At 40.2% G+C, this 24,481-nt stretch carries 21 protein-coding genes and 1 pseudogene; 20 read left to right on the plus strand and 2 right to left on the minus strand.

What is annotated here, in order from left to right; all coding sequences use genetic code 11:
- Positions 1–11: 11 nt before the first annotated feature.
- The 16 genes and pseudogenes from thrS (at position 12) to AC1TO8_RS10255 (ending at position 17,176) form a co-directional block, all read left to right on the plus strand.
- Positions 12–1,952 (plus strand): threonine--tRNA ligase, encoded by a 1,941-nt coding sequence (thrS, locus tag AC1TO8_RS10180; RefSeq protein WP_482055494.1) that lies wholly within the window; start codon positions 12–14, stop codon positions 1,950–1,952.
- 96 nt (positions 1,953–2,048) lie between these two features.
- Positions 2,049–2,762 (plus strand): 3D domain-containing protein, encoded by a 714-nt coding sequence (locus tag AC1TO8_RS10185; RefSeq protein ID WP_482055495.1) that lies wholly within the window; start codon positions 2,049–2,051, stop codon positions 2,760–2,762.
- A gap of 147 nt (positions 2,763–2,909) precedes the next feature.
- Positions 2,910–3,101 (plus strand): hypothetical protein, encoded by a 192-nt coding sequence (locus AC1TO8_RS10190; protein WP_482055496.1) that lies wholly within the window; start codon positions 2,910–2,912, stop codon positions 3,099–3,101.
- A 173-nt stretch (positions 3,102–3,274) separates the two neighbouring features.
- Positions 3,275–4,279 carry a cell wall-active antibiotics response protein LiaF gene (gene liaF / locus AC1TO8_RS10195; protein WP_482055497.1) on the plus strand — a complete coding sequence of 335 codons (1,005 nt, stop codon included), beginning with the start codon at positions 3,275–3,277 and terminating at the stop codon, positions 4,277–4,279.
- 4 nt (positions 4,280–4,283) lie between these two features.
- Positions 4,284–5,342, plus strand: a complete 1,059-nt coding sequence (locus AC1TO8_RS10200) for a sensor histidine kinase (protein WP_482055498.1) — start codon at positions 4,284–4,286, stop codon at positions 5,340–5,342.
- Positions 5,343–5,344: 2 nt separating this feature from the next.
- The gene (locus tag AC1TO8_RS10205) at positions 5,345–5,995 is read left to right on the plus strand and encodes a response regulator (RefSeq protein WP_482055499.1); all 651 of its coding nucleotides are present in this window, start codon (positions 5,345–5,347) and stop codon (positions 5,993–5,995) included.
- Between the two features lie 150 nt (positions 5,996–6,145).
- Positions 6,146–7,726, plus strand: a complete 1,581-nt coding sequence (locus AC1TO8_RS10210; RefSeq protein ID WP_482055500.1) for a S1C family serine protease — start codon at positions 6,146–6,148, stop codon at positions 7,724–7,726.
- A gap of 149 nt (positions 7,727–7,875) precedes the next feature.
- A complete protein-coding gene (locus AC1TO8_RS10215) occupies positions 7,876–8,565 on the plus strand; it encodes a response regulator transcription factor (protein ID WP_482055501.1) in 690 nt (229 codons plus the stop codon).
- A gap of 1 nt (position 8,566) precedes the next feature.
- Positions 8,567–10,030 (plus strand): sensor histidine kinase, encoded by a 1,464-nt coding sequence (locus AC1TO8_RS10220; RefSeq protein ID WP_482055502.1) that lies wholly within the window; start codon positions 8,567–8,569, stop codon positions 10,028–10,030.
- 44 nt (positions 10,031–10,074) lie between these two features.
- On the plus strand, positions 10,075–11,031 hold the full coding sequence (locus AC1TO8_RS10225; RefSeq protein WP_482055503.1) for a 4-hydroxy-3-methylbut-2-enyl diphosphate reductase: 957 nt from the start codon (positions 10,075–10,077) through the stop codon (positions 11,029–11,031).
- Between the two features lie 644 nt (positions 11,032–11,675).
- Positions 11,676–11,777, plus strand: a pseudogene (locus tag AC1TO8_RS10230) (transposase zinc-binding domain-containing protein); the annotation flags it as partial.
- A 277-nt stretch (positions 11,778–12,054) separates the two neighbouring features.
- Positions 12,055–13,113 carry a 3-deoxy-7-phosphoheptulonate synthase gene (gene aroF / locus AC1TO8_RS10235; RefSeq protein WP_482055671.1) on the plus strand — a complete coding sequence of 353 codons (1,059 nt, stop codon included), beginning with the start codon at positions 12,055–12,057 and terminating at the stop codon, positions 13,111–13,113.
- A 268-nt stretch (positions 13,114–13,381) separates the two neighbouring features.
- Positions 13,382–14,470, plus strand: a complete 1,089-nt coding sequence (gene serC / locus AC1TO8_RS10240) for a 3-phosphoserine/phosphohydroxythreonine transaminase (RefSeq protein WP_482055504.1) — start codon at positions 13,382–13,384, stop codon at positions 14,468–14,470.
- Between the two features lie 122 nt (positions 14,471–14,592).
- A complete protein-coding gene (trmL, locus tag AC1TO8_RS10245) occupies positions 14,593–15,057 on the plus strand; it encodes a tRNA (uridine(34)/cytosine(34)/5-carboxymethylaminomethyluridine(34)-2'-O)-methyltransferase TrmL (protein WP_482055505.1) in 465 nt (154 codons plus the stop codon).
- Between the two features lie 149 nt (positions 15,058–15,206).
- Positions 15,207–15,458, plus strand: coding sequence for an AbrB/MazE/SpoVT family DNA-binding domain-containing protein (locus AC1TO8_RS10250; RefSeq protein ID WP_482055506.1), 252 nt, complete (start codon positions 15,207–15,209; stop codon positions 15,456–15,458).
- Between the two features lie 488 nt (positions 15,459–15,946).
- Entirely contained in the window at positions 15,947–17,176 is a 1,230-nt protein-coding gene (locus AC1TO8_RS10255) for an aminotransferase-like domain-containing protein (RefSeq protein ID WP_482055507.1), read from the plus strand.
- On the opposite strand, the gene AC1TO8_RS10260 is transcribed toward AC1TO8_RS10255, so the two are convergent.
- Positions 17,173–17,940: a DUF2161 domain-containing phosphodiesterase gene (locus AC1TO8_RS10260; RefSeq protein ID WP_482055508.1), complete on the minus strand. Its 768-nt coding sequence runs from the start codon at positions 17,938–17,940 to the stop codon at positions 17,173–17,175. The genes AC1TO8_RS10255 and AC1TO8_RS10260 overlap by 4 nt on opposite strands.
- A 184-nt stretch (positions 17,941–18,124) precedes the next feature.
- On the opposite strand from AC1TO8_RS10260, the gene AC1TO8_RS10265 reads away from it, so the two are divergent.
- Both AC1TO8_RS10265 and AC1TO8_RS10270 read left to right on the plus strand, forming a co-directional pair.
- Positions 18,125–20,020: a PrkA family serine protein kinase gene (locus AC1TO8_RS10265; RefSeq protein ID WP_482055509.1), complete on the plus strand. Its 1,896-nt coding sequence runs from the start codon at positions 18,125–18,127 to the stop codon at positions 20,018–20,020.
- 197 nt (positions 20,021–20,217) lie between these two features.
- Entirely contained in the window at positions 20,218–21,225 is a 1,008-nt protein-coding gene (locus tag AC1TO8_RS10270) for a LacI family DNA-binding transcriptional regulator (protein ID WP_482055510.1), read from the plus strand.
- A 62-nt stretch (positions 21,226–21,287) separates the two neighbouring features.
- Here the strand turns inward: AC1TO8_RS10270 and AC1TO8_RS10275 are convergent, their stop codons facing one another.
- A complete protein-coding gene (locus AC1TO8_RS10275) occupies positions 21,288–22,724 on the minus strand; it encodes a SpoVR family protein (RefSeq protein ID WP_482055511.1) in 1,437 nt (478 codons plus the stop codon).
- A 188-nt stretch (positions 22,725–22,912) separates the two neighbouring features.
- On the opposite strand from AC1TO8_RS10275, the gene AC1TO8_RS10280 reads away from it, so the two are divergent.
- Together AC1TO8_RS10280 and AC1TO8_RS10285 are read left to right on the plus strand one after the other, a co-directional pair.
- A complete protein-coding gene (locus AC1TO8_RS10280) occupies positions 22,913–23,869 on the plus strand; it encodes a 3'-5' exoribonuclease YhaM family protein (RefSeq protein WP_482055512.1) in 957 nt (318 codons plus the stop codon).
- A 24-nt stretch (positions 23,870–23,893) separates the two neighbouring features.
- A complete protein-coding gene (locus AC1TO8_RS10285) occupies positions 23,894–24,394 on the plus strand; it encodes a CYTH domain-containing protein (protein ID WP_482055672.1) in 501 nt (166 codons plus the stop codon).
- The last annotated feature ends 87 nt before the right edge of the window (positions 24,395–24,481 follow it).

Raw genomic sequence — 24,481 nt, forward strand, 5'->3', positions numbered from 1 at the left:
GAGGAATTGAAATGACAGTAAGCATCAAGTTACCGGACGGTTCAGTTCGGGAATACGCAGAAGGCAGTAACATTGAAGACGTAGCTGCGTCAATAAGTAGCGGTCTGAAGAAGAACGCAGTAGCCGGCAAATTGAATGGCGTTGTGGTGGATTTATCCACTGTGTTAGAAGAAGGAGCGCTTATCGAAATAGTGACGTTGGATTCGCCAGAAGGCGTTGAAGTTATGCGTCATAGTACAGCGCATGTGATGGCGCAAGCTGTGAAGCGTTTGTTCGGTAATAAAGAGGTACAGCTTGGAATAGGCCCGGTCATTGAGGATGGGTTCTACTATGATATGGATTTAGAGCATTCCCTTAATCCGGAAGATCTGCAGAAAATAGAGAAAGAAATGGAACGTATCATCGGTGCGAACTTACCAATTACTCGTAGAGAAGTCAGCCGTGAAGAAGCTTTACAGATTTTTGGTGAACTTGCTGACCCGTACAAGATCGAATTAATTAATAATTTACCTGAAGATAGCATCATTTCGATGTACGATCAAGGTGAGTTTTTCGATCTTTGCCGTGGACCACATCTTCCATCAACAGGAAAGATTAAAGTATTCAAATTAATGAATGTTGCTGGTGCATATTGGCGTGGGGATAGCAAGAATAAGATGCTTCAACGAATTTATGGAACGGTCTTTCCTAAAAAGGCGCAATTGGATGAGTACTTACATTTCTTAGAGGAAGCGAAGAAACGTGATCACCGTAAATTAGGAAAAGAATTAAAAATCTTCACATTTTCTTCATTGGTGGGTCAAGGTCTTCCAATGTGGTTACCAAAAGGTGCGAAATTACGCCGGACGCTGGAACGTTATATTGTTGATATGGAAGAAAGTCTAGGGTATCAACATGTATACACTCCAGTGCTCGGTAATGTCGAACTTTACAAAACATCGGGACATTGGGAGCATTATCAAGAGGATATGTTCCCTAAAATGGAACTTGATAACGAAGAATTAGTACTTCGTCCAATGAACTGTCCGCATCATATGATGGTATATAAGAGTGATATGCACAGCTATCGTGATCTACCGATCCGAATTGCGGAGTTAGGTACGCAACATCGTTATGAGATGTCAGGTGCACTAACAGGTCTGCATCGTGTACGCTCCATGACGTTGAATGACGCTCATATCTTCTGCCGTCCGGATCAGATTAAAGATGAATTCAAAAGAGTTGTGACACTGATTCAAAAGGTTTACGAGGATTTTGGAATCAAGGAATATCGCTTCAGATTGTCATATAGAGATCCTCAGGATACAGAGAAGTATTGGCCAGATGATGCAATGTGGGAAAACACACAACGTATTCTCCGTGAAGTCGTTGAAGAGATGGGGCTTCCATTCTTTGAAGCAATAGGTGAGGCTGCGTTCTACGGTCCGAAATTGGATGTGCAGGTTAAGACAGCACTGGGTAAGGAAGAGACATTATCTACGACACAAATTGATGTTCTGTTACCAGAACGCTTCGAATTAGAATATGTAGGGGATGATGGACAGAAGCATCGTCCAGTCGTTATTCACCGTGGTATTCTTGGAACGATGGAACGAATGACAGCATTCTTATTAGAGAACTTTGCGGGTGCGTTACCGCTTTGGTTGTCGCCTGTTCAAGTGAAGGTTATTCCGGTATCTGGTGCCTTTGAAGGTTATGCGAATGAGGTTGTAGACAAGTTGAAACTTAACGGTATTTCGGTTGAAGGTGACCTACGTAATGAAAAACTTGGATACAAAATTCGTGAAAGCCAACTGGAGAAGATTCCGTATATGTTCGTAGTAGGTGAGAATGAAATGACAACTGGCACGGTTTCAGTTCGTAAACGTGGAGAAGGCGATATAGGAGCTAAATCCCTTGATGAGGTTATTTCCATGCTGAAAGATGAAATCGATAATCACCGAATCTCCTAACACTAAATAACAATTATTTATTTATAAACCTCTGTCATCGTATGTATACTTATCTGTTTATGTGGGAACCCTCGATAGTAAGGGGGAGATTTCCATATGAATCAGGTAACAACATGGCAGAGGATTTTGTTATGTGTATTTTTGCTAAGTATGATTGATGGGGGAAATAAGTTATATGCTTCGATGAGTTTCACAGAATGCGGTGAGTTAGGAATATCTACAAATAAATGTTACCAGCAACAGATGTATTATAGTCAACAAATGAAGAATAATGTTAACTTGAACAATGTTCGCACACAAACCAATAACGTGCAGAATGTTAAGATAAAACCAGGGAATACAACAGAGGATAAGTCACTTCCAGTATCTGCGCCTAGCCAAGAGCAAGTTATTCGAACGGTTAAGGTAGTGGCGACCGGTTACACGGCTGGATATGAATCAACAGGTAAAAGACCGAATCACCCACAATATGGAATTACCTATTCAGGTGTGAAGGTGCAACGGAATAAAAATAAAGTATCCACGATTGCAGCCGATCCCAAAGTGTTCCCACTAGGAAGTATTCTTTATATCCCTGGTTATGGCTACGGTATTGTTGCTGACACAGGATCAGCTATCAAAGGACATAAGATTGATTTATATTTTGCGACAACGAAGCAGGTATATAAAGAGTGGGGGAAGAAAGACGTTAGCGTACAAGTAATTAAACGTGGAAATGGCAAGTGTACTGAGCAAATGTTGCAGAGACTTGGTACAGCGATTGAGACTTATAAATCCCTACCAGCCTCTGTGCTAGAAGAAGCTATTTGACGGATTTCCAAGCCAGCGTGTACGAGTTCATGTTGGTGTTAAATCCTCTGCATAAATTTCTGAGTGGATGACATACTAATGAATGGGATAAGATGTGACCCCAATTCAAGTTGTCGACAGGCAGAAATAATGAGGAGGTGGATATCCGTGGAAAAGGGCCAAAACCAAAATTTTAAATCAAAACAAAAGAAAGTGCAAGAAAATTATAAAACTCCGAATGAAAAGTTTAACGCTGAATTTGCCGAGGAAAATGGTCAAATTGAGAAGAAGAATAAAGTTCAAGAAAACTATAAAACTCCGAATGAAAAGTTTAATGCGGAGTTTGAATCTAAAGAATAATGATTCTACATGTTTGTGTAAAGAGTGCCCATGCCGCTACTACAGCGGTATGGGCATTTTTGGTTTATCCATCTCATCCTCTAGACTGAGAGAATATCATTCTAGCGCATGTATCCGAAATAAAGAGTCTGTTGTACACTTATAATAATATATGAGGAAAAGGGGATCTGAACATGAAAAAGGGATGGGTTGATCGAAGTATCGGCGGATTAGTACTTATCGGAATAGGGGTAATATTTCTCCTTCAACAAATGAATATAGTGGATATCAGTATTGGATCTATTATTTCTACGTATTGGCCGCTAATCTTAATATATGCAGGTATAAAAAATCTGTTGACGTTACGTAATGAAGGGAGTTCTTTTGTAGGAGGCTTCGTTCTCCTTGCTATTGGATGTTATTTTCAAGCGCGGGCGTTGGACTGGATTATCTTGACTCCAGGTGATTTTTTTAAGTTCCTAGTTCCTGGTTTTCTAATTGTGGCGGGTCTTGCCGTTATATTTAAACCGCAACGCCGTCATTCTATTTCGGGGAAGAAGATGAAGTCTACGATCGAACCGAACGTGCAACCACAGGAACCATCTGAGCTACCTAACTTACCTAATATATCGGATTTGCCGAATGGAGAGTCCCAATCAACATTAGATAAACAATTTGAAGAGAAATTCGGTATGTCTTTTGGAAGTAAGAAACATGTAGATTCGGATGAAGCAGAAGATTTCGATAACAATAAAAAGGGTAATTCCTATGATGATAGACGAAAAAGACATTATTCGAAAGAAAATTATGGTGACGGTGAGAAGATTAACAAGTCCACTTTCATTGGCGATACGCATATGGGACGGGAGTATTTCGAGTTGAAGCCTACGAATATCTCTCAGTTTATTGGTGACACAGTACTTGATCTGACGAAAGCTCAAATTCCTTATGGTAAGACTAAGATTAATATTTCAGCGTTCATTGGAGATATCAAGATCTATGTTCCCGATGATATGGATTTAGGTTTCAAAATTAATGCCAGTTCTTTCATAGGAGATATGTCGATATTATCCGAAGATAAGAGTGGATTTATTAGCAATATTTCATCCTCAACCCCATATTTCAAGGAAGCTAATAAAAAAATAATTATTACTGTTAGTGCTTTTATTGGAGATATTAAAGTGAATACGGTAGCTTAAGCCAATGCTGAAAATAATTAAGAGTACTAAATGGTTGTTGTTGTTGTATTTCTTGCTAAGTGGAGTTGTAATGGCTGGAGTTATCTATGCTGGGAGTTATATGGGATACATTGAGATCAAAGATAGTGTGATGTGGGTATATTATTCACTTGGAATCATTGTGTTTACTGTCGTCATAGGTTATATGGCAGGACAGCGTATTCAGCGGGGAATTGACGTTCTGGATCTTAATATGCTGCAGGTGGCTAAGGGCAACTTATCTGTGCGGATGCCACTTGCGGATGATCAATCCTTTGCACGCGTATATCACGAATTCAATACGATGATGGATGCTGTGGAGAAAAAGATGAAGTTATTGCAACGGTTAGGCGCTCAAGAAGTGATGGAGAAGGAGAAAGCAGCAGAGAATGCTGTTATTGAAGAGCGTCGCAGGATGGCTAGAGATCTCCATGACACAGTGAGTCAACAGCTGTTCGCCATACATATGTCTGCCTCAGCTCTGCCCAAAGTAATGATCCACAACGAAGAGCAGGGCAAGCTTGTACTGGAACAACTCATTGAAATGTCACATATGGCACAGAAGCAAATGCGCGCACTCATCGCTCAACTGCGTCCCGTGGAACTTGAAGGGAAGAGTCTTGCAGAGGCACTGGAGAAATGGTTCCCAGATTATTGTCGCCAGAATGGGCTAAAGGGGATGAAGGAGCTTGAAATGCAAGGGAATATGTCGGAAGCTATTGAGCATCAACTATTCCTTATTATTCAAGAGGCAATGGCTAATATTGTGAAGCATGCACAGGCGGTGTTAGTGAGCATGTCTTTACGTGAGGGAACACATCAGGTCGTGCTCAGTCTTAGTGATGATGGTCGTGGCTTTAATGGAGGCGTGCAGAAGCAAGGTTCTTATGGGCTTATGACGATGCGAGAGAGGGCGGAGAAGCTGGGGGGGCAAGTAGAGATTATTAGTAAAGAAGGTGCAGGGACAACGATTCGGGTACATATACCTAAATTTACGCCATTGGAACATGAACAGGATGATGCTATTTTTGAGGGGGAACTGTAAGTATGGAAGATAAAATTAAGATACTGCTTGTAGATGATCATGATATGGTAAGAATGGGTCTGAAAACATATTTAATGCTAGAACCCAAATTCGAAGTGATTGGTGAAGCGAAGGATGGTCAAGAAGTTCTCGGAATGTTGAGAAATGAATTATTAGAAAGTCCGCCCGATTTAATATTGATGGATCTTATGATGCCTATTATGAATGGTGCCGAGACAACCAAAGTGGTCATGAAAGAATATCCTGAGATGAAGATTGTTATATTAACTAGTTTCCTTGAGGATAATCTAGTGGTGGATGCTATCGAAGCAGGTGCTGTTAGTTATGTGTTAAAGACTGTATCAGCAGATGAATTGATCTATGCGTTACAAGGTGCATTTCGGGGTATGCCCGTCATGACAGGGGATGTTTCTCAAGCTCTAACTCGAGGAATTCGTAACCGCATGGTTGAAGCAGATTCCTCTAATCTTACAGAGCGTGAGAAAGAAGTGCTTCTCCTAATAGCTGAAGGGAAAAGTAATAAGGATATAGGTGAAGAACTACATATTAGTATTAAGACGGTGAAAACGCATGTTAGTAACTTGTTAATGAAATGCGAATTGGACGATCGTACGCAACTTGCCATTTATGCTCATCGAAAAGGATTGGTTTAGTTGTGAAATAAATACATAAGTCGTTTGAATATGTTTTATCTCTCTTTAAATTGTTTTTAATGTGACGTTAAGGTTCATAGTACATGATAAGAACAGTTAAATAATATCCCACTTACAACAGTAAGATTAGGGTATAGGAGGTAACAAAACATGGACGAACGCGATAATAAATTTGGACAGTTGGACGACGAATTGGATCAAGAAATGGCAAAAGGTAATGAGTCTTCAGATTCAGGTTCTTATTATTATTCCTACGGACCATTTCAATCCATGGGTAAAGATAGCGTGTTAAAGAATAATGCAGATTCCAATAATTATAAGGAACGTGAGGAAGTGGAGATTACTCAACCTCAACCACTACGTAACTTACCTGTAGAGAGTTCATTTAATTCATCAAGGCATTCCCAAGATGGAGGCAATAACAACAATGGTTCTGGTGGGAATGGTAACTGGCAGTATAGCCAAAAGCCAAAAAGCTCGGTTAAAACGATATTGGTCTCCTTCTTAGCAGGTATGGTTGTGATTACGTCATTAATGTTCACAGCGGATCGAATGAACTTGTTTACACCGGACACGCCAATAGCGGCGCTTGCTCCAGTTGAGACGAATACAGCAGTAGCAACATCGTTGCCTTTAACGAATTCTGGAAATGTCTCAACGGTATTTAAAGAAGCAAGTCCTGCAGTTGTGAAGATTGCAACATTCGTGAAGTCTGGAAATACGAAACAGACTAATCCATACTCTAATGACCCATTCTCCTATTTCTTTGGTGATCAATTCGGGGGAAGCAGCAGAAACAATAATGGAGGCTCATCCTCACAATCCGAATCGCAATCAGATTCAGATAAGTTGATCGCTTATGGTATTGGTTCAGGATTTATTTATAACGCAGAAGGATATATATTGACGAATCAACATGTTATCGGTGGTGCGGATGTTATTCAGGTGACAATAGAAGGGATTACTAAGCCTTATGAAGCTAAGTTGCTTGGATCAAGTAAAGATCTTGATCTAGCAGTTTTGAAGATTGAAGGAGATAATAACTTCCCGATTGTTCCAATGGGAGATTCAGATCGAGCTATCATTGGCGAGAGTCTAGTAGCTATCGGTAATCCTCAAGGCTTTGACCATACTGTTACGTCCGGTGTACTTAGTGCCAAGGAACGTACGATTGAAATCGCTGAAGAAGATGGTAGTGGTACGCGCAAATATGAGCATTTACTACAAACAGATGCTTCTATAAATCCTGGTAACTCTGGTGGTCCGCTTCTGAATCTGAGCGGTGAAGTTATCGGAATGAATGTTGCAGTTAGTGCAGATGCACAAGGGATTGGGTTCGCAATACCGACAACGGTTATTAAAGGAGTCTTAGATAAGCTTGAGAATAATCAAGAAATTCCGAAAGCGCCAGCTCCTTTTATCGGTGCATCTTTAATTACGATGACCGATGAAGTAGCCAAACAAATGGAAACAACGGTGAAAGAAGGATCGCTAGTTGCAGATGTCATTTTTAAATCTCCAGCATATGTAGCGGACCTTCGTCCATATGATATCATTACTGGAATCAATGGTACTAACTATGCTGCAAGTCAAGATTTGATCGATTTCATTCAGAAACAAGAAATTAACACTGAAATAACACTTAACATTGTAAGAGATGGTAAGAGTATGGATCTGCCTGTATTAATTGGGGATAAAAACGGATTCCAAGTTTCGGCAACTCAGAAATAAGGCGGATCAACGAATAGCGGAAGGGAAATACTCCTTCCGCTATTTATATATGGATAGATAGCAAGATGAGTTACAGTTGGTTACAATAAACATATAACTAGTAAAAAAGTATGAATAATGATTCGTTAATAATAAAGGGGTTGTAATCTATGCGGTCGACTATTTTGCTGATTGATGATGATGAGAAGATTATATCTATGTTACGTAGAGGATTAGCCTTCGAAGGATATGATGTAGTAACGGCAATGAATGGCGCAGAGGGATTGAATATTCTACTAAGCAGTGAACCTGACCTTGTTATATTGGATGTCATGATGCCAAAAGTGGATGGATTTGAAGTGTGTCGACGACTTCGTGAAGGAGGGAGTAAGGTTCCTATTCTGATGTTGACTGCCAAAGATGAGATCGAACACCGAGTGAAGGGATTAGATCTGGGTGCAGACGATTATTTAGTTAAACCATTTGCACTAGAAGAGCTCCTTGCTCGTGTACGTGCATTACTTCGTCGTAAACCAGGACCTAATGAATCAGGAGAGCCAACACTCAGCTATGAAGATATTATATTGGATATGGATGCTAGAGAAGTGCTTCGAGCCGGTATTCGATTGGAATTAACGGCGAAGGAATTTGAGTTGCTGAATTTATTTATGCAGAATCCGAAGCGAGTGCTATCTCGTGATTTGATTATGGATAAGATATGGGGATACGACTACAGTGGTGAGTCCAATGTGTTGGAAGTGTATATTGCCATGCTTCGTCAAAAAGTAGAGGAGCATGGAGGCAAGCGGGTTATTCAAACCATTCGAGGAGCTGGATACATTCTAAGAGGAGACACATAACATGTCCATTAGACATCGACTTACTGCATGGTATTCGGCGATTTTGGCGGTGACGCTGATCATATTTGGCTCCGCCATCTATGGTGTTATCTACTTCAATACATACAATGAAGTGGAGAAACGCATTCAACAGCAGCGTCTACGCATTGATCCATATCCTTCTATTAGAGTAGATTGGAATAAAGGAACATTTGATATCAGGTATAAAGAGCCAAGTACTATTCAAGAAAATCAGATCTTTGTACAGATACACGATTATTATAAAGGAGTAAATATAGCGGATCAAAACTTGAAGGGACTGGATATAGAGATTCCTATTCCATCAGTCGATCCAGAAAAGATAATGAAAAGTATAAGTCATGTCCAAATTGAAGGTAAACCATTCTTCGTATATCAGGAGCCAATTGTTGCTGAAGGGGGGACTGTCATTGCTCTTCTCCAGATCGCTGCTTATACAGGATCTGAACAGAACCTATTAAATGGTCTTCAGAACATACTCGTAATGGGCTCGGCGATCATGATCATTATTGCTTCGAGCTTGGGATTATTCCTTGCACATAAATCTATTCGACCTATAGGTAAAGTGATTGAAGCTGCCAATCAAATTCAGAAGGGTGCAGATCTTAGCTTACGAATTGAGTACAATGGTCCACAGGATGAAATAGGTCAGTTAATTGGAACTGTCAATAATATGCTTAGTCGTATGAATGGATTCTATAAGGAATTAGAAGATGCTTATGCGGCACAGCGTAGATTCGTCTCGGATGCTTCACATGAACTAAGAACACCGCTTACGACGATCCGAGGGAATGTTGACTTACTCCAAAAGGTGTGGGATGAGGAGTCTGGCGATCGTCCTAATATGGATGAAGGGACATTGCGATTGATGTCTAACGAAGCGCTTAGTGACATTGCGGATGAAGCTAAGCGAATGAGCCAACTTGTGAGTGACATGCTTTCATTAGCACGTGCGGATACAGGACAGACATTTGAGAAGTCGCCAGTACCCCTGGAGCCATTAGTTCAGGAGGTTGCACGGCGTGCGCAGTTTCTTCCTCATCAGGCAGAGTGGATAATAGGAAACTTATCGACGTTAAATGGGGTTTATGTGCTGGGGAACAAAGATTATTTACAACAGGTACTGTTCATTTTCATTGAGAATGCATTTAAATATACTCCCAATGGACAGGTATCTCTGGACGCATTTCGTTATCAGGGCCAAATTGGGATACGAATTGCGGATACAGGGATTGGGATGGATAAGGAAGATGTTCCGCTTATATTTGAACGCTTCTATCGCGCTGATCAATCTCGAGGTGTAACAGAAGGGATTGGACTTGGATTATCGATTGCGAAATGGATCATAGATGAAATGAATGGCTCCGTTGAAGTGGTTACGAAACTTAATGAGGGGAGCACTTTCATCATTTGGTTGCCTATGATCTTTAATGTCCCTTTGGAATGAGGTATAATGGATAAAAGGTAAGTCTATGAAAAGAGGTTAATAACATGGAAGTACTTAAGATTTCTCCAAGAGGTTATTGTTATGGCGTTGTTGATGCCATGGTTCTTGCTCGCAAAGCAGCTCAGAACTTAGATCTTCCCCGTCCTATATATATATTGGGCATGATTGTTCATAATAGCCATGTCACGAATTCGTTTGAAGATGATGGCATTATAACACTAGATGGTACGAACCGTCTTGATATACTAGATAAGGTAGAGAGTGGGACTGTTATATTTACTGCTCACGGAGTGTCACCAGAAGTGCGTAAGATTGCAAGGGACAAAGGATTAACAACGGTTGACGCTACCTGTCCAGATGTAACAAGGACGCATGTTCTTATCGAGGAAAAGGTTAATGATGGCTTTGAAGTGATTTATATTGGCAAGGATGGTCATCCTGAGCCAGAGGGTGCCATTGGTATTGCGCCTGAGCATGTACATCTTATTGAAAAAGAAGAAGAGATTGAAGATCTTCAAATAAATACGACACGTATTGTGATTACGAATCAGACGACGATGAGCCAATGGGATATTAAACATATCATGAAGAAGTTGTTAGAAAAATTCCCTACTGCTGAAGTGCACAATGAAATCTGTTTCGCGACACAAGTGCGTCAGGAAGCTGTGGTAGAACAAGCTGGGCAAGCAGATCTTCTTATCGTAGTAGGAGATCCGAAGAGTAATAATTCCAATCGTCTTGCTCAAGTGTCTGAGGAAATTGCTAATGTTAAAGCATATCGAGTAAGTGATGTGACAGAAGTTAAGCGGGAATGGCTTGAAGGAATCGCGAAGGTTGCGGTCACATCGGGTGCATCGACACCGACACCGATTACGAAGGAAGTTATAGCCTATTTGGAGCAGTATGACCCCAATAATCAGGATACATGGGAAATCAAGCGAACAGTTAATATGAAAAAGTTGCTACCCACTGTTAAAGCGAAGAGTGAAGCTACCACTTAAATGATGATGAATGAAGGAGTTATTCTAAAGGCCAAGAAAGCCTTTTAGGATAACTCCTATTTTAATTATAAAAAAATCAGCTGCACTTGATACTCTACTCTATTCCTTATATTTTCGCTGAAACAGGTGCTTTAAAGTGATACGACACCCACCAAATTCCATAAAACTCTTAAATTATGGATGTCATTCAGTGAAATGGGCATAGAATGAGGATGTTAGGGTGATGAACAAAGCTTCGGGCATGAAGGTAGTGAAAGAGAGGATTGAATAGATGCATAGAGTACATTTAATTAGCAGAAAAATTAGGGGGAGAGAGTATTAGTTGTAAAAATACACTTAGAAGTGGAAATAACGCTGAAAAGTAGAACTTTCAGTAATTTAGATGCAGTTTTGCAATTAAAATTGGCTGAAGATGACAAAGGTAGAATTTAGATGTATACAATGCAACTGGATGCATAGCGAAGCTAGCAGACAGCTATTGGCGAAATGCAATGACTGAAGCTCTGTGAATAACACAGTTACTATCAGTAGTAATAGGCGATTGAGAAAGGGGGCTGAGGCACGGTAACCTCAGTCCTTTACTCTACAGTGCTAATGGATAGAGGTGAAATGGGATTATTAGTGTTGCAACACATACCTGCCAGCGATGCAAAGGCCGCTTCTGCACAACATGCTCTTGCGACGAAACGGAAGAATGGAGCCGTATGTTGCTAGAAGATGTCATTCAAGTTAAACATCGAATAGTTAAACTTCTACGTACCGATTATCCGCATTATTGGTATCGTATTGTAAGAAGTCGATCTTTAGATCGGCTTTTCTTAAATAATAGAAGACAGTAGATGTTTCGTCTTTCACCTTGACGGCGAAGGGGGATTTGATGTATATTTACTTTAGCGCTTAAAAGCGTTTAAGCGTCTAAGTGAGATGTGGATTGAATTATTAAGCAAATAAATAAAAAGTAATCACTATCTAAGCAGTAGATTAATTCTGTTGCCTTTAAATAAGGAAAGGATGATGAGCATTATGATCGTTATTATGTCAAATGTAACACCAAGTGAACAAATTCAGGAAATCGTGAGGGTCATTGAGAAAGAGGGGCTACAGGCACATGTATCCCAAGGAGCAGACCGTACTGTGATTGGTCTAATTGGTAGTGTTGATCCTAAACTTGCTGAGCATTTACGCCAGATGACAGGTGTAGAGAACGTAGTCAAAATATCTAAGTCGTACAAATTAGCTAGTCGTGATTTCCATCCGGAAGATACCATTATTGATATTAATGGTGTGAAGATTGGCGGGAAAGAAATCGTTATTATGGGTGGACCATGTGCCGTAGAATCCGCTGAACAAATTGATGAAATAGCTGCATTAGTCAAAGCTGCTGGAGGCCAGGTGCTAAGAGGTGGAGCCTTTAAACCACGTACAGGACCATATAGTTTTCAAGGTGTTGGAGTAGAAGGTCTTATTATGATGCAAGAAGCAGGGAAGAAACATGGTTTGTTAACAATTACTGAAGTGATGACACCTGAATATGTGGATGTTTGCGCTGAATATGCCGATATATTACAGATCGGAACCCGTAATATGCAGAACTTCGACTTACTTCGTAAGTTAGGAACTTGTGGTAAACCCGTTCTTCTTAAACGTGGTTTCAGTGCAACGTATGACGAATTGCTAAATGCTGCAGAGTATATTCTTGCTGGAGGAAATCCCGATGTTATGCTCTGTGAACGTGGGATTAGAACATTCGAATCCTATACACGAAATACACTTGATTTAACTGCGATACCAGTATTACAACAATTGAGTCACCTTCCAGTCATTTCGGATCCAAGCCATGGTACTGGACGACGTGAATTGGTAGAGCCAATGTCGAAGGCATCCATTGCTGCGGGTGCAAACGGACTGATTGTTGAGATGCATACCGATCCCGATAATTCGATGACAGGCGATGGCGTACAGTCACTATTCCCAGATCAATTTGCAGCGTTACTTAAAGATTTAGAGAAACTAGCACCTTTGGTAGGAAGATCATTCAATACAGAGAAAGCACCTGCTGAGTTTTTCTCTACAAGAGCATAATTAATATATTTATATTACTCTATGGCTTCATCTACCCAGTAAGTCCGGTTTAATGAACCGAACTTACTGGGTCTTTTGACGGATACGTTGATCCTATTGGATTACAAGTATTTCATTCATCATTCCAATAAATATAAGTAAATGAACCAATAAAAAAATTAAATGTCCCAGTATATGTTAGAACATGGGGAATATACTTGCTGAGGTGTTAGAATACTGCTATCATAACGTTATTATAATAGAAGATAGAGAAAGGGTGGGAGTACTGATGAGTAAGAGAGCCTATAATTTTAATGCAGGACCTGCTGCGTTACCGCTTGAAGTTCTTGAACGTGCACAAGCTGAATTTGTAGATTTTAGAAATACAGGCATGTCAATTATGGAGATGTCTCATCGGGGTAAAGTGTACGAAGAAGTGCATAATGAAGCAGAGAGTCGTCTGTTGTCATTACTCGGTGGTGGGAAAGGATATAAAGTTCTATTCTTGCAAGGTGGAGCTAGTACTCAGTTTGCTATGTTGCCTATGAATTTGCTTCCTAAAGGCAAGGTTGCTAGTTATGTACACACTGGAAGTTGGGCAGATAAAGCAATCAAAGAAGCGAAATTGATTGGTGAGACACAAATAGTAGCTTCATCAGAGGCTAATAAATTCATGTCTATTCCTGATCTGAGTGGGATTCAATTGTCTAATCAGACAGCTTATCTGCATGTGACTTCTAATGAAACAATTGAAGGTACACAATATCAAGTATTCCCAGATACAGGAGATATTCCGTTAATTGCCGATATGTCGAGTGATATTCTTAGTCGTCAATTGGACTTGAATCAATTCGGACTTATTTATGCAGGTGCTCAGAAGAACCTAGGACCATCAGGTGTAACAGTTGTTATTGCTCGGGAAGAATTGATCTCTAACTCACCGAAGGATATTCCAACGATGTTGCGGTACAGTACACATCAGTCGAATAACTCACTTTATAACACGCCGCCTGCTTTCTCTGTTTATATGGTTAATGAAGTTCTGAAATGGATCGAAGAGCAAGGTTCATTGGCAGGAATGGAGAAGATTAATCGGAAGAAAGCACAGTTAATCTATGATACAATAGATAACAGCGGAGGATTCTATCGCGGTCCTGTTGAACCAGGAAGCCGTTCCATTATGAACGTTACATTCCGTCTGACTTCTGAGGAGTTGGAGACGCAGTTCATTAAAGAATCAGAAAAGGAAGGCTTCGTAGGACTCAAAGGACATCGTAGTGTGGGTGGATTGCGCGCCTCGATCTATAATGCTGTTCCTTACGAGAACTGTAAAGCATTAACGGACTTCATGATACATTTTCAAAAAAGTAACGGGTAATCGAAGTCGATAGTTCTATTGATTAAGATGTAATCTTTGCCCTTCGCCAATGGTGGAGGGCTTTTGCTGTGGAACAAACAGGGGTATAATAACAATAAATCGAAGAGGTGGGGGATATCATCATGGCATTACATATTGTGCTCGTAGAGCCAGAAATACCGGCTAATACAGGGAATATATCAAGAACATGTGCTGCGACAGGTGCTCATTTACATTTGGTTCACCCGTTGGGATTCAATACTGATGATTCAGCATTGAAGAGAGCGGGTCTGGACTATTGGCATGCTGTTCATATTGAGCATCACGATTCTTTTGCAGAGGTTCAAGAGAAATATGCAGGAAGTCGCTTCTTCTATGCATCAACCAAGGCGACGATGAGATATAGTGACTTTGAATATCAGGATGGTGACTTTTTTGTATTTGGAAAAGAGACAAAGGGACTTCCACAACAATTACTTTCAGCGAATCTAGATACATGCATAAGGTTGCCAATGGGTGATCTGGTTAGATCATTAAACTTGTCTAATTCTGCAGCAATTGTCGTTTATGAGGCATTAAGGCAGCTAGATTTCGCGAATTTACAATAATTTTGTCGAGTGAAGCAGGATTCGACGTAATTATATCGAACTATTAGGTATTACCTATTTATTTTGCTGTGAAAGTATGATTTGTTTCTTTAGACCTATTTTTTTGAGTGTTTTATAATTAATTATTGATAGGAGAGTGTAGTACCAATATGAAACCTGCCGGTGTGGTTCGTAAAGTGGATCAACTGGGAAGAATCGTTCTACCTAAATCACTGAGAAAGAGATATCAGATGAATGAAGGAGACCCAGTAGAGATCTTGGTTCAGGGAGATCACATTATTTTGGAAAGATATCGTCCGAAATGTGTGTTCTGTAGTTCGGTAGCAGAAGTCAGCTTATTTAAAGAACGTTTTATTTGTGAACAGTGTCAGTCAGATATGATGCAATTAATAAAGGCCTAGTATAAGTAACAGAAAGCATTGCGACATTGTCGCAATGCTTTTTTGTGTGGTAGTTGCTCAATGAAAAAAAGAGGATTCCTCGAAGTGAGGAATCCTGATAGTACTTACTAGCTTATAGGCCTTTAGTTTTATCCTCGTTATATGATGATGTGAGGATGCCAGTCATGAATAGAACGAGTACTAATGTAACAATCCAAAAAGTTAATGAAAATGACATCATGGACACCTCCTGTACAAATACATTGCTATCTGTATTATACCCAGACAGCGTATAAAAATAAATGGTAGTTTCACTAAAATTTTATTTCATGAAAAAAATGGGGTATGAACGTGGCAATGTCTCCATCATATCATTTTAGACAAAGTGATGACAGTATAGGTGAACATTAATATTTATGATGAATAGTCATAATTTTGTCTGCGTAGGAATACCTATTAGTGCGAGTTCAAAAAGTCAGCTTTTCAGCAAAATGCAAAGGAGGACGTACATGAAATATTCTTTTTCTTCTCGTATGGAATGGATAATGTCGGCCCCATTCAATAATATTAGATCGCATCCTCAGCAGAGCTCATTTATATCACTAGCAGATGAATGGCCAACTTCAGATATATTTCCTCTGACATCCTTGTATTCTGCTACAACGGATGTCCTCTTAAGTCTTCCGCAGGCTCTTCAATATGGTAATGTAGAAGGGTATACACCTCTTCGTGAATGGCTCCAGTCAGAGTGGAAACAACATAAACAGCTGGACTTGGATATGAACCAAATCCTAATGATAACAGGTAGTGAACAAGCGCTGGATTTGTTGATGCGGGTATACGTAGATATAGGAGATAATGTACTTATTGAGAATCCAACGTCACCCATTAGCTTACAAATTCTAAGAATGCAAGGAGCAAATATTATTCCGGTTGAGGGGGATCGGGAGGGGTTGCTCATTGAACGTTTAGCTGAGTTAATTGAGAGGCATCATCCGAAGCTTTTATTTGTAACTCCCAATTACACCAATCCGACAGGAGCTCTATGGAGCTTGGAACGGCGCAAGCAGGTATTAGATTTATGTCGAGCCCATGGGGTATTCATTGTGGAAGATGATTCTTATGGTGATTTGTATTTCGAAGAGAATAAGGAGAATGAACCATTCAGCAGACGGTATCCGTCCTTAAGTGCACTGGACGATCACGGAAAAGGTGGACAAGTGCTTTATATAGGATCGTTCAGTAAAACGGTGGCACCAGGTCTCTGCACTGGCTTTGCAGCTGGTCCTAGCAAGTTGATTGATATGATGGGGGTAGCTAAACAGTGGTTGGATCAGCAATGCTATAACTTAAACCAACGACTGCTGTACCAAATGCTTACATCAACAACTTTTAATTGGCATGAACATATTACTTTACTGAGGCGTGAATATAGTACACGTCTAAGATTGATGACGGAGTTACTAAAGCGCCCTACCTGGAGGAAGTGTAAATACAACCTACCTTCTGGTGGAATGTTTCTATGGATTCAATTGCCCGAGGGCATGCGAAGTGAAACATTATTGAAGTGTTCTATTAGTAAAGGCGTATCATTCTGTATCGGGACGCATTGCTATACGGACAAGACTATGGGAATGGATGTCATTCGTCTTAATTTCACTCATCCAAGACGAGATGAATTGTTACTTGGTATGAATCTATTAAGTGAGGCAGTGAATGAATTTACTGCTAGAAGCTAGTCATTTTCTGTGTCCATGCGGTATTCTACCGGTGTAGACAATGTGTGAAGTGATGCAGATACTTCTAACACGTTTTGATACTTAATCAAATCAGAGATTCCTAATGGAGTGAGAACATAGCGACCGCGAGATACACGCTCAAACCAGCCATAATAGTTTTTCTGCAGGATTGAGGAGGCGGTACCAATGCCTGTCATCTCGCGCAATGAAGCTGGGGACAACCCACTAGAATCAGCATGTCGTAACGGTAGAGCGATACGCAGAGCTCTTTCTCGGTACGAAGTGATCAACTTAGTACGATTACTTCCACCTATATTATAATCACCGCTTCGTTCATGAAACTCATCTACTAAACGTGATTGACGTCGTTTACTTCTCGGTAGCGGTTTGACCTGATCCGTAGGTTGGGTGAGTATCTCAACAAATGGTTTCTTCGTTTTGTAAAATGTTATGGTAATTAATCCGAGTCCTAAACGTCGACAAAGCGCCGATAGCTCCCCCCAACGTTGGTTTACAGCCCCGCGCTTGGTTCGACTACGTTCAACAGCTAAATATACGTTAGAGCTCATTTTGAGGCGTTCCATTCCTTGCAGTAACAGCGAGAGATTGAATGTCTTCTTCATTTCCACAATTAATGGATCTGCTAACTCATCCTTCACTCCGACCAGATCACAAAGGCGAACTTCCCCTTTAATGATATACCCTTGTTGCTCAAAGAACTGCTTCAAAGGTTCATACAGTTCAGTTTCGTATTTCACAGCCATACGGATGCACTCCTCGAATGTATTTCAATCGTTTATTAATAATGATCCATTATACCATCTCCCAAAAGACAAACTCCATATATCAAAAAAAATAGGTCAACTAAACCGACTTTCTAGCATAGGTATGTAATACACTTTTCAATCGAGATAGGAGTTCACAACATAGTTATAGGAGGTACCAATCATGGATATTTTTGAACGTGTGGCAGCGTATAGGGCAGAAAGTGATCAGTTGGAGTGGAGTGGCACATGTAAAGAATATATTGAATTACTGCGTAAAGATCCGACTCCGGCCATGACTGCACACGCTCGTGTGTACGAAATGATCCGATCTTATGGGGTTGAAGTGGTTAATGGGCATAAGCGGTATAAGTTCTTTGAACAAGAGATTTTTGGATTAGATAGTGCTGTTGAGAAGCTAGTGGAGGAATATTTCCATTCATCAGCAAGACGCCTAGATGTCCGTAAGCGGATACTATTGCTTATGGGACCTGTAAGCGGTGGGAAGTCAACCTTGGTAACACTTTTAAAACGTGGAATGGAGAAATTCTCAAAGTCATCTCAGGGCGCTGTGTATGCCATTGACGGTTGCCCCATGCATGAAGAACCACTACATTTAATTCCATTGGAATTACGTCCTGAAGTAGAAAAGGAACTAGGCGTGAGAATTGAAGGGAGTTTGTGCCCTTCTTGCCAAATGAGGCTTAAGACGGAATATGATGGTGATATTGAGAAAGTGCGAGTAAAGAGAGTGTTAATTTCTGAAGAGGGACGTGTGGGGATTGGAACGTTCAGTCCTTCGGATCCTAAATCGCAAGATATAGCTGATCTTACGGGTAGCATAGACTTCTCGACAATTACAGAGTTTGGATCAGAATCTGATCCACGAGCGTATCGTTTCGATGGAGAGTTGAATAAGGCGAATCGCGGGATAATGGAATTCCAAGAAATGCTCAAATGTGATGAAAAGTTTCTGTGGAATTTATTATCGTTGACTCAAGAGGGGAATTTCAAAGCAGGGAGATTCGCGTTAATATCGGCGGATGAAATGATTATTGCCCATACAAATGAATCTGAGTATAAAACATTTATCTCTAATAAAAAGAATGAAGCTTTGCAATCACGTATGATCGTCATGCCTATACCGTATAATTTGAAGGTATCTGATGAAGAGAAAATATATGCTAAATTAATTGATCAAAGTGATATGAAACATATACACATCGCACCACATGCATTACGCGCTGCTGCAATCTTCTCGATTCTGACTCGTCTGAAGGAGACCAAGAAACAAGGGATGGACCTCGTCAAAAAAATGCGGATGTACGATGGGCAGGAAGTGGAGGGGTATAAGGAAGCGGACTTAAGAGAGATGCAGAGTGAATTTCTGGACGAAGGAATGTCTGGAGTAGATCCGCGTTATGTGATCAATCGGATATCAAGTGCTCTCATCAAGCAGGATCTCCATTGTATTAATGCACTGGATGTACTACGAGCAATCAAAGATGGGTTAGATCAGCATGCCTCTATAACGAAAGAGGAACGCGAACGATACCTTAATTTTATTGCTATAGCCCGTAAAGAGTATGATGAATTGGCGAAAAAGGAAATACAAAAGGCATTCGTCTATTCTTTTGAAGAGTCTGCCAAAACGTTATTTGAGAACTACCTTGATAATATTGAAGCTTTCTGCAATTGGTCTAAAATACGCGATCCGCTTACGGATGAGGAAATGGATCCGGATGAAAGACTGATGCGTTCTATAGAAGAGCAGATTGGTGTGTCAGAAAATGCAAAAAAGGCATTTCGGGAAGAAATTCTGATCAGGATCTCTGCGTACTCACGCAAAGGTAGGAAGTTCGAATACAATCATCATGATCGGCTTCGGGAAGCGATTGAGAAGAAGTTATTTGTGGATCTGAAGGATATTGTGAAGATTACGACTTCAACAAAGACCCCAGATGGAAATCAGTTAAAACGAATGAATGAGGTAAGCAGACGCCTTATTGAAGATCATGGTTATTGCCCAATATGTGCAAATGAGTTGCTGAAATATGTGGGAAGCTTATTGAATCGATAGTTAAACGAAAGATGTTAACAAAAGTTTGTACTTCTACCCTGTATTCTCTTCAATGGAGATTACAGGGTTTTTATAAACACAAGAAAGTATAAGTTCTACTTGATTTGTAAAGTCATACCGTTTCAGAACGTTTTAAGTTATAATGATTGATAAATGACATGTTGTTCAGATATGACAGAGAGTAGGTTGAGTTAGTAGTGACTTCTATTCATGATGTTGCAAAGGAAGCAGGCGTTTCGATTGCAACCGTATCCAAAGTAATTAACAATTATACAGATGTCAGCGATAAAACAAGAAAAAAGGTTAAGTTAGCTATTGAATTATTGAAGTATCAACCCAATGTAGTTGCGCGAGCATTAGTCACAGGGCGTTCTTGGACCGTAGGTGTCTTGATTAATATTCCATTTACGAATCCCTATGTGGCCGAATTGTTAGAAGGAATTAAGACTGCTTTAGAGCATAGCGGATATGATCTTATGCGTCTTTCGACCCGACTTGATGACCCTAATTATTCTTTTATAGATCATTGTCAGAGTCGTAATTTAGACGGGGTTGTTGTATTTGGAGTAGAATATGATAATCCCAATTTGGAACAACTGATTCAATCAGAAATTCCAACTATGTTCGTGGATACAGCATTGATGGGGAAGCGCGCGGGATACATTACTACGGATAATGAAAAGGCAGTTGAAATAGCAGTTCAACACTTATATGATTTGGGGCATCAGAGAATTGCATATATATCTGGCGTATTGGGTCATGTGATGTCAGATAGTAGATATGGTGGATATAAACAACGATTAGATGTATTAAATATTCCTTATAATCCATCTTATTTTGAATTATGTGATTATTCATTTGATGGGGGAAGTCTCTCAATGAGGAAGTTACTCTCTTTGCCGGTGCCTCCGACAGGTATCATATGCACTTCTGATATGGCAGCTTTTGGCGCGATTCACGAAATCGAAGAGCAAGGGTTGTCTGTTCCAGATGATATTTCAGTTATAGGATTTGATAATACATATTACGCCCAAGTGTTTAAACCGGCGCTTACTACCATTAATCAGAATACGCATAGCATTGGGATAAGAGCGATAGAGAATCTGATTAAGATGATTGAGAAATCGGATACACCGCCACCTATTCTTACTGAGCCGTCTAGTTTGGTTATAAGGCAGTCTACTGGAATAGTAAGGGAACCGTAAATAAGGAACACTATAAGGATACCTAGGCTTATAGGTGACTTATAGTGTTCCTTATTATTTATTTACATAAATCTTCGGATACTCTTAGATCCGTCATAACTAAACAACACCGTCTTTTCCTCCATGATCGTTTCTACATGAATAGTTCTACCCCAAAGCTTATGAACATAAGGTAGCGTTCGATCGACATACTTTAAATCCAACTCAACACCTTCATACATGTGTTTGATATAGAGTTCGCCATTGTCCATATAATTCCCATTTTGAACAACTAGGTAAGGGAAACCGCCATTCACGCGGGAGTAGACAAGCTGATCTCGAATGTTCTCCCATGTTTTGTCGGTTATTTTCCACTCAACGCCCTTTTTCTCAAATACATATAAGTCTAGATCATTGACTAGATCTTTTGTCATATAATTGCGAATAAAGGAGGTGTCAGAATCTAGCTCTCGTACCTCGAAGATTTTGGCTCGACCTTGACCGGGTTTTCTAGAGGGTTGATGCGGATTTAAGTTCGAAGGCGAATTCCAGCGTTTCTCAATATCCTCAAATATTTTTAATCCTAAGTAGTAGGGATTCAAGCTATTCTTGGAAGGCTGTACAACGGAAGAATTGAGCTTAGCATACTCGATGGTTTCCTCTGATGTTAGGTCTAATTCGCGTAGAATTCTTTGATGCCAATAGCTGGCCCAACCCTCATTCATAATTTTAGTTTCCATTTGCGGCCAAAAGTAAAGCATCTCATCTCGTAGCATCGTAAGGATATCACGTTGCCAAGGTTCCAAATGAGAAGAGTACTCTTGGATGAACCAAATGATATCCTTCTCCGGATGAGGTGGGAATACAGTCGTTTTGTCCTCGGGTGTTTGATCATGCTTATGTTCATTATCAAGATCCCATAAATCCTCAAACCCAGTTACTTGTTGAGCGGGCTCTTTATTGTAGGAATCTTTCTTACCATCACTATTTAGATCGTATCGATTCTGACGGTAAGGCCGAACTAATTCTGGATCTACATGCTCCTGAATAGCTAAGACGGCATCAAGAAATTCCTCAACGACTTGACTGCCATATTTTATCTCATACTGGCTAATTCGTTCCGCTGTGGCTGACATACTATCGACCATAGCGGGGTTTGTTTTGCGAAAACGTGCATTATTCTTGAAAAAGTCACAGTGAGCAAGGACATGTGCCACAATTAGTTTGTTCTGAATTAATGAATTTCCATCGAGCAGGAATGCATAGCAGGGATTAGAATTGATGACAAGCTCATAAATTTTAGATAAACCAAAATCGTACTGAGTTTTCATCTTGTGGAATGTTTTACCGAAAGACCAGTGGGAGAACCGGATCGGCATCCCGTAGGCACCAAAAGTATAAATAATTTCAGCAGGGCATATTTCGTATCTCATAGGATAAAAGTCGAGTCCGAACCCAGTAGCAATCTCAGTGATTTCTGCAATGGCACGTTCTAATACGGTTATTTCATCTTGATGCATGTGAAGTTCTTCCCCCCTTTCTGGAAGGAGAAATTTAGATACCTTCTATGTCTATGAGGGGAAACAACGAGATATTCAATGGATTATGGGCATTCTATTCCTAACTACAAGAAAGAAGGATGTCTAATGAACACAAATAACGATATAATAGCTATATAGTGTTTCTATTTTATGCTGGAGGATAACTCATGACATTAATTAATACGTTAACGAATCAAGAAGAGTTTACTGGATACTACTTATTAAAAGAATTAGAAGTGAAGCAAACGAATGGGACTCCACCGAAGGATTATTTCGATATCGTGCTTGGAGATGCCAGTGGTCAGCTTTCGGCAAAGTATTGGGATGTTAAACCAATGGAGAAAGAGACATTCTTTCCTATGGACCTAGTTAAAGTTCAGGGAGTCGCTCATGTGTATCGAGAAAGGTTGCAAGTGAAAATAATGAAGATACGGAAGGTAACAGACGAAGATGGTATTTCGATTACCGATTTTATTCGTGCTGCACCTGTTCTTCCGGTGGATCTCTTATTTACGATTAAGCAGGCAATAGAAAGTATCAATGATACTGAGATGAGAACGATCGTGAATTACTGTGTTACTAAAGTTGAAGGGAAATTAATGCATTATCCCGCCGCCAAAATGCACCATCATGCTTTTTACGCTGGTCTGGCTTACCATATTGTACGGATGTTGGAACTAGGAGACTTTATTTGCAAGCAGAGACCTTTTCTCAATGCGGATCTGATCAAGGCAGGTATTATACTTCATGACATAGCCAAAACAGAAGAGATGACAGCTGAACTAGGCATCGTGAAGGAATACAGTGTTCAAGGGAAGCTTCTTGGTCATATCTCAATGGCATCGAACTGGATTACGGAAGCAGCTATTCGAAGTGAGATTGATCAACATTCCGAGAAAATGATCTGTTTACAACATATGGTCTTATCTCATCATAACTTAGGAGAATGGGGTAGCCCTGTTCAACCACAAATGGCTGAAGCTGTAGCCCTTCACTTCATTGATGCGATGGATGCTAAGTTGCAAATGGTAGAAGATGCGCTAGATACAACACCACAGACGGAAGAATGGACCCCTTTTATTCGTGGATTGGAGAACAAGGCAATCTATCGTATGAAGTCGTAGGTCGTTTAATAGGAGCTGAACATGATGTCATTAGAAATAGAACGAAAATTTCTCTTACCTGAATTTCCTGAAGCACTGGTTAAGGAAGGAACACTTCGCGTACGCTCAGAGCAACGGATTGAACAGACCTATCTGGCGCTGGATGCTACGCAGGAATTGAGAGTTCGAAGAATTATGGATCTGATCACTGAAGAGGTTGAGTTTACACATACATTTAAGAGCGGGAATGGTCTCGTTCGTGAGGAAATTGAATACTCCATCACTGAAGAGATATATGCGCAGATTGTACAAGCCTTCAAGGCAGTGCCCCTTACGAAGAACCGTATAACAGCAGAATGGGAAGATACTCTCGTTGAAATTGATTGCTATGATCAAATCAACATGACTGTAGTCGAGGTTGAATTCGAGTCTATCAAGGCAGCAGAATCTTTCGTAGAACCAGACTGGTTCGGTAAAGATATTAGTTCAGAGAAGCAGTATAGCAATAAGAAGGTGTGGAGAGATCTTCAAGAGGAAGTCAAATAGCCGAGTGAATAATGATTACGTTGCCTTAATAGCAATTGACATTATTATGCTATTTGTAGGGCATACAATAACACAAAAGACTGCGGA

The sequence above is a fragment of the Paenibacillus sp. Y859 genome (assembly GCF_056786405.1).

What these genes read in the sequence shown, in the direction of transcription:
- AC1TO8_RS10250 (WP_482055506.1), top strand. Translation starts at nt 15,207, where the DNA reads ATGAAACCTGCCGGTGTGGTTCGTAAAGTGGATCAACTGGGAAGAATC.
- AC1TO8_RS10225 (WP_482055503.1), top strand. Translation starts at nt 10,075, where the DNA reads ATGGAAGTACTTAAGATTTCTCCAAGAGGTTATTGTTATGGCGTTGTT.
- AC1TO8_RS10265 (WP_482055509.1), top strand. Translation starts at nt 18,125, where the DNA reads ATGGATATTTTTGAACGTGTGGCAGCGTATAGGGCAGAAAGTGATCAG.
- trmL (WP_482055505.1), top strand. Translation starts at nt 14,593, where the DNA reads ATGGCATTACATATTGTGCTCGTAGAGCCAGAAATACCGGCTAATACA.
- thrS (WP_482055494.1), top strand. Translation starts at nt 12, where the DNA reads ATGACAGTAAGCATCAAGTTACCGGACGGTTCAGTTCGGGAATACGCA.
- AC1TO8_RS10280 (WP_482055512.1), top strand. Translation starts at nt 22,913, where the DNA reads ATGACATTAATTAATACGTTAACGAATCAAGAAGAGTTTACTGGATAC.
- liaF (WP_482055497.1), top strand. Translation starts at nt 3,275, where the DNA reads ATGAAAAAGGGATGGGTTGATCGAAGTATCGGCGGATTAGTACTTATC.
- AC1TO8_RS10210 (WP_482055500.1), top strand. Translation starts at nt 6,146, where the DNA reads ATGGACGAACGCGATAATAAATTTGGACAGTTGGACGACGAATTGGAT.
- AC1TO8_RS10220 (WP_482055502.1), top strand. Translation starts at nt 8,567, where the DNA reads ATGTCCATTAGACATCGACTTACTGCATGGTATTCGGCGATTTTGGCG.
- AC1TO8_RS10215 (WP_482055501.1), top strand. Translation starts at nt 7,876, where the DNA reads ATGCGGTCGACTATTTTGCTGATTGATGATGATGAGAAGATTATATCT.
- AC1TO8_RS10285 (WP_482055672.1), top strand. Translation starts at nt 23,894, where the DNA reads ATGTCATTAGAAATAGAACGAAAATTTCTCTTACCTGAATTTCCTGAA.
- AC1TO8_RS10205 (WP_482055499.1), top strand. Translation starts at nt 5,345, where the DNA reads ATGGAAGATAAAATTAAGATACTGCTTGTAGATGATCATGATATGGTA.
- AC1TO8_RS10260 (WP_482055508.1), bottom strand. Translation starts at nt 17,940, where the DNA reads ATGGCTGTGAAATACGAAACTGAACTGTATGAACCTTTGAAGCAGTTC.
- AC1TO8_RS10185 (WP_482055495.1), top strand. Translation starts at nt 2,049, where the DNA reads ATGAATCAGGTAACAACATGGCAGAGGATTTTGTTATGTGTATTTTTG.
- AC1TO8_RS10275 (WP_482055511.1), bottom strand. Translation starts at nt 22,724, where the DNA reads ATGCATCAAGATGAAATAACCGTATTAGAACGTGCCATTGCAGAAATC.
- serC (WP_482055504.1), top strand. Translation starts at nt 13,382, where the DNA reads ATGAGTAAGAGAGCCTATAATTTTAATGCAGGACCTGCTGCGTTACCG.
- aroF (WP_482055671.1), top strand. Translation starts at nt 12,055, where the DNA reads ATGATCGTTATTATGTCAAATGTAACACCAAGTGAACAAATTCAGGAA.
- AC1TO8_RS10255 (WP_482055507.1), top strand. Translation starts at nt 15,947, where the DNA reads ATGAAATATTCTTTTTCTTCTCGTATGGAATGGATAATGTCGGCCCCA.
- AC1TO8_RS10200 (WP_482055498.1), top strand. Translation starts at nt 4,284, where the DNA reads ATGCTGAAAATAATTAAGAGTACTAAATGGTTGTTGTTGTTGTATTTC.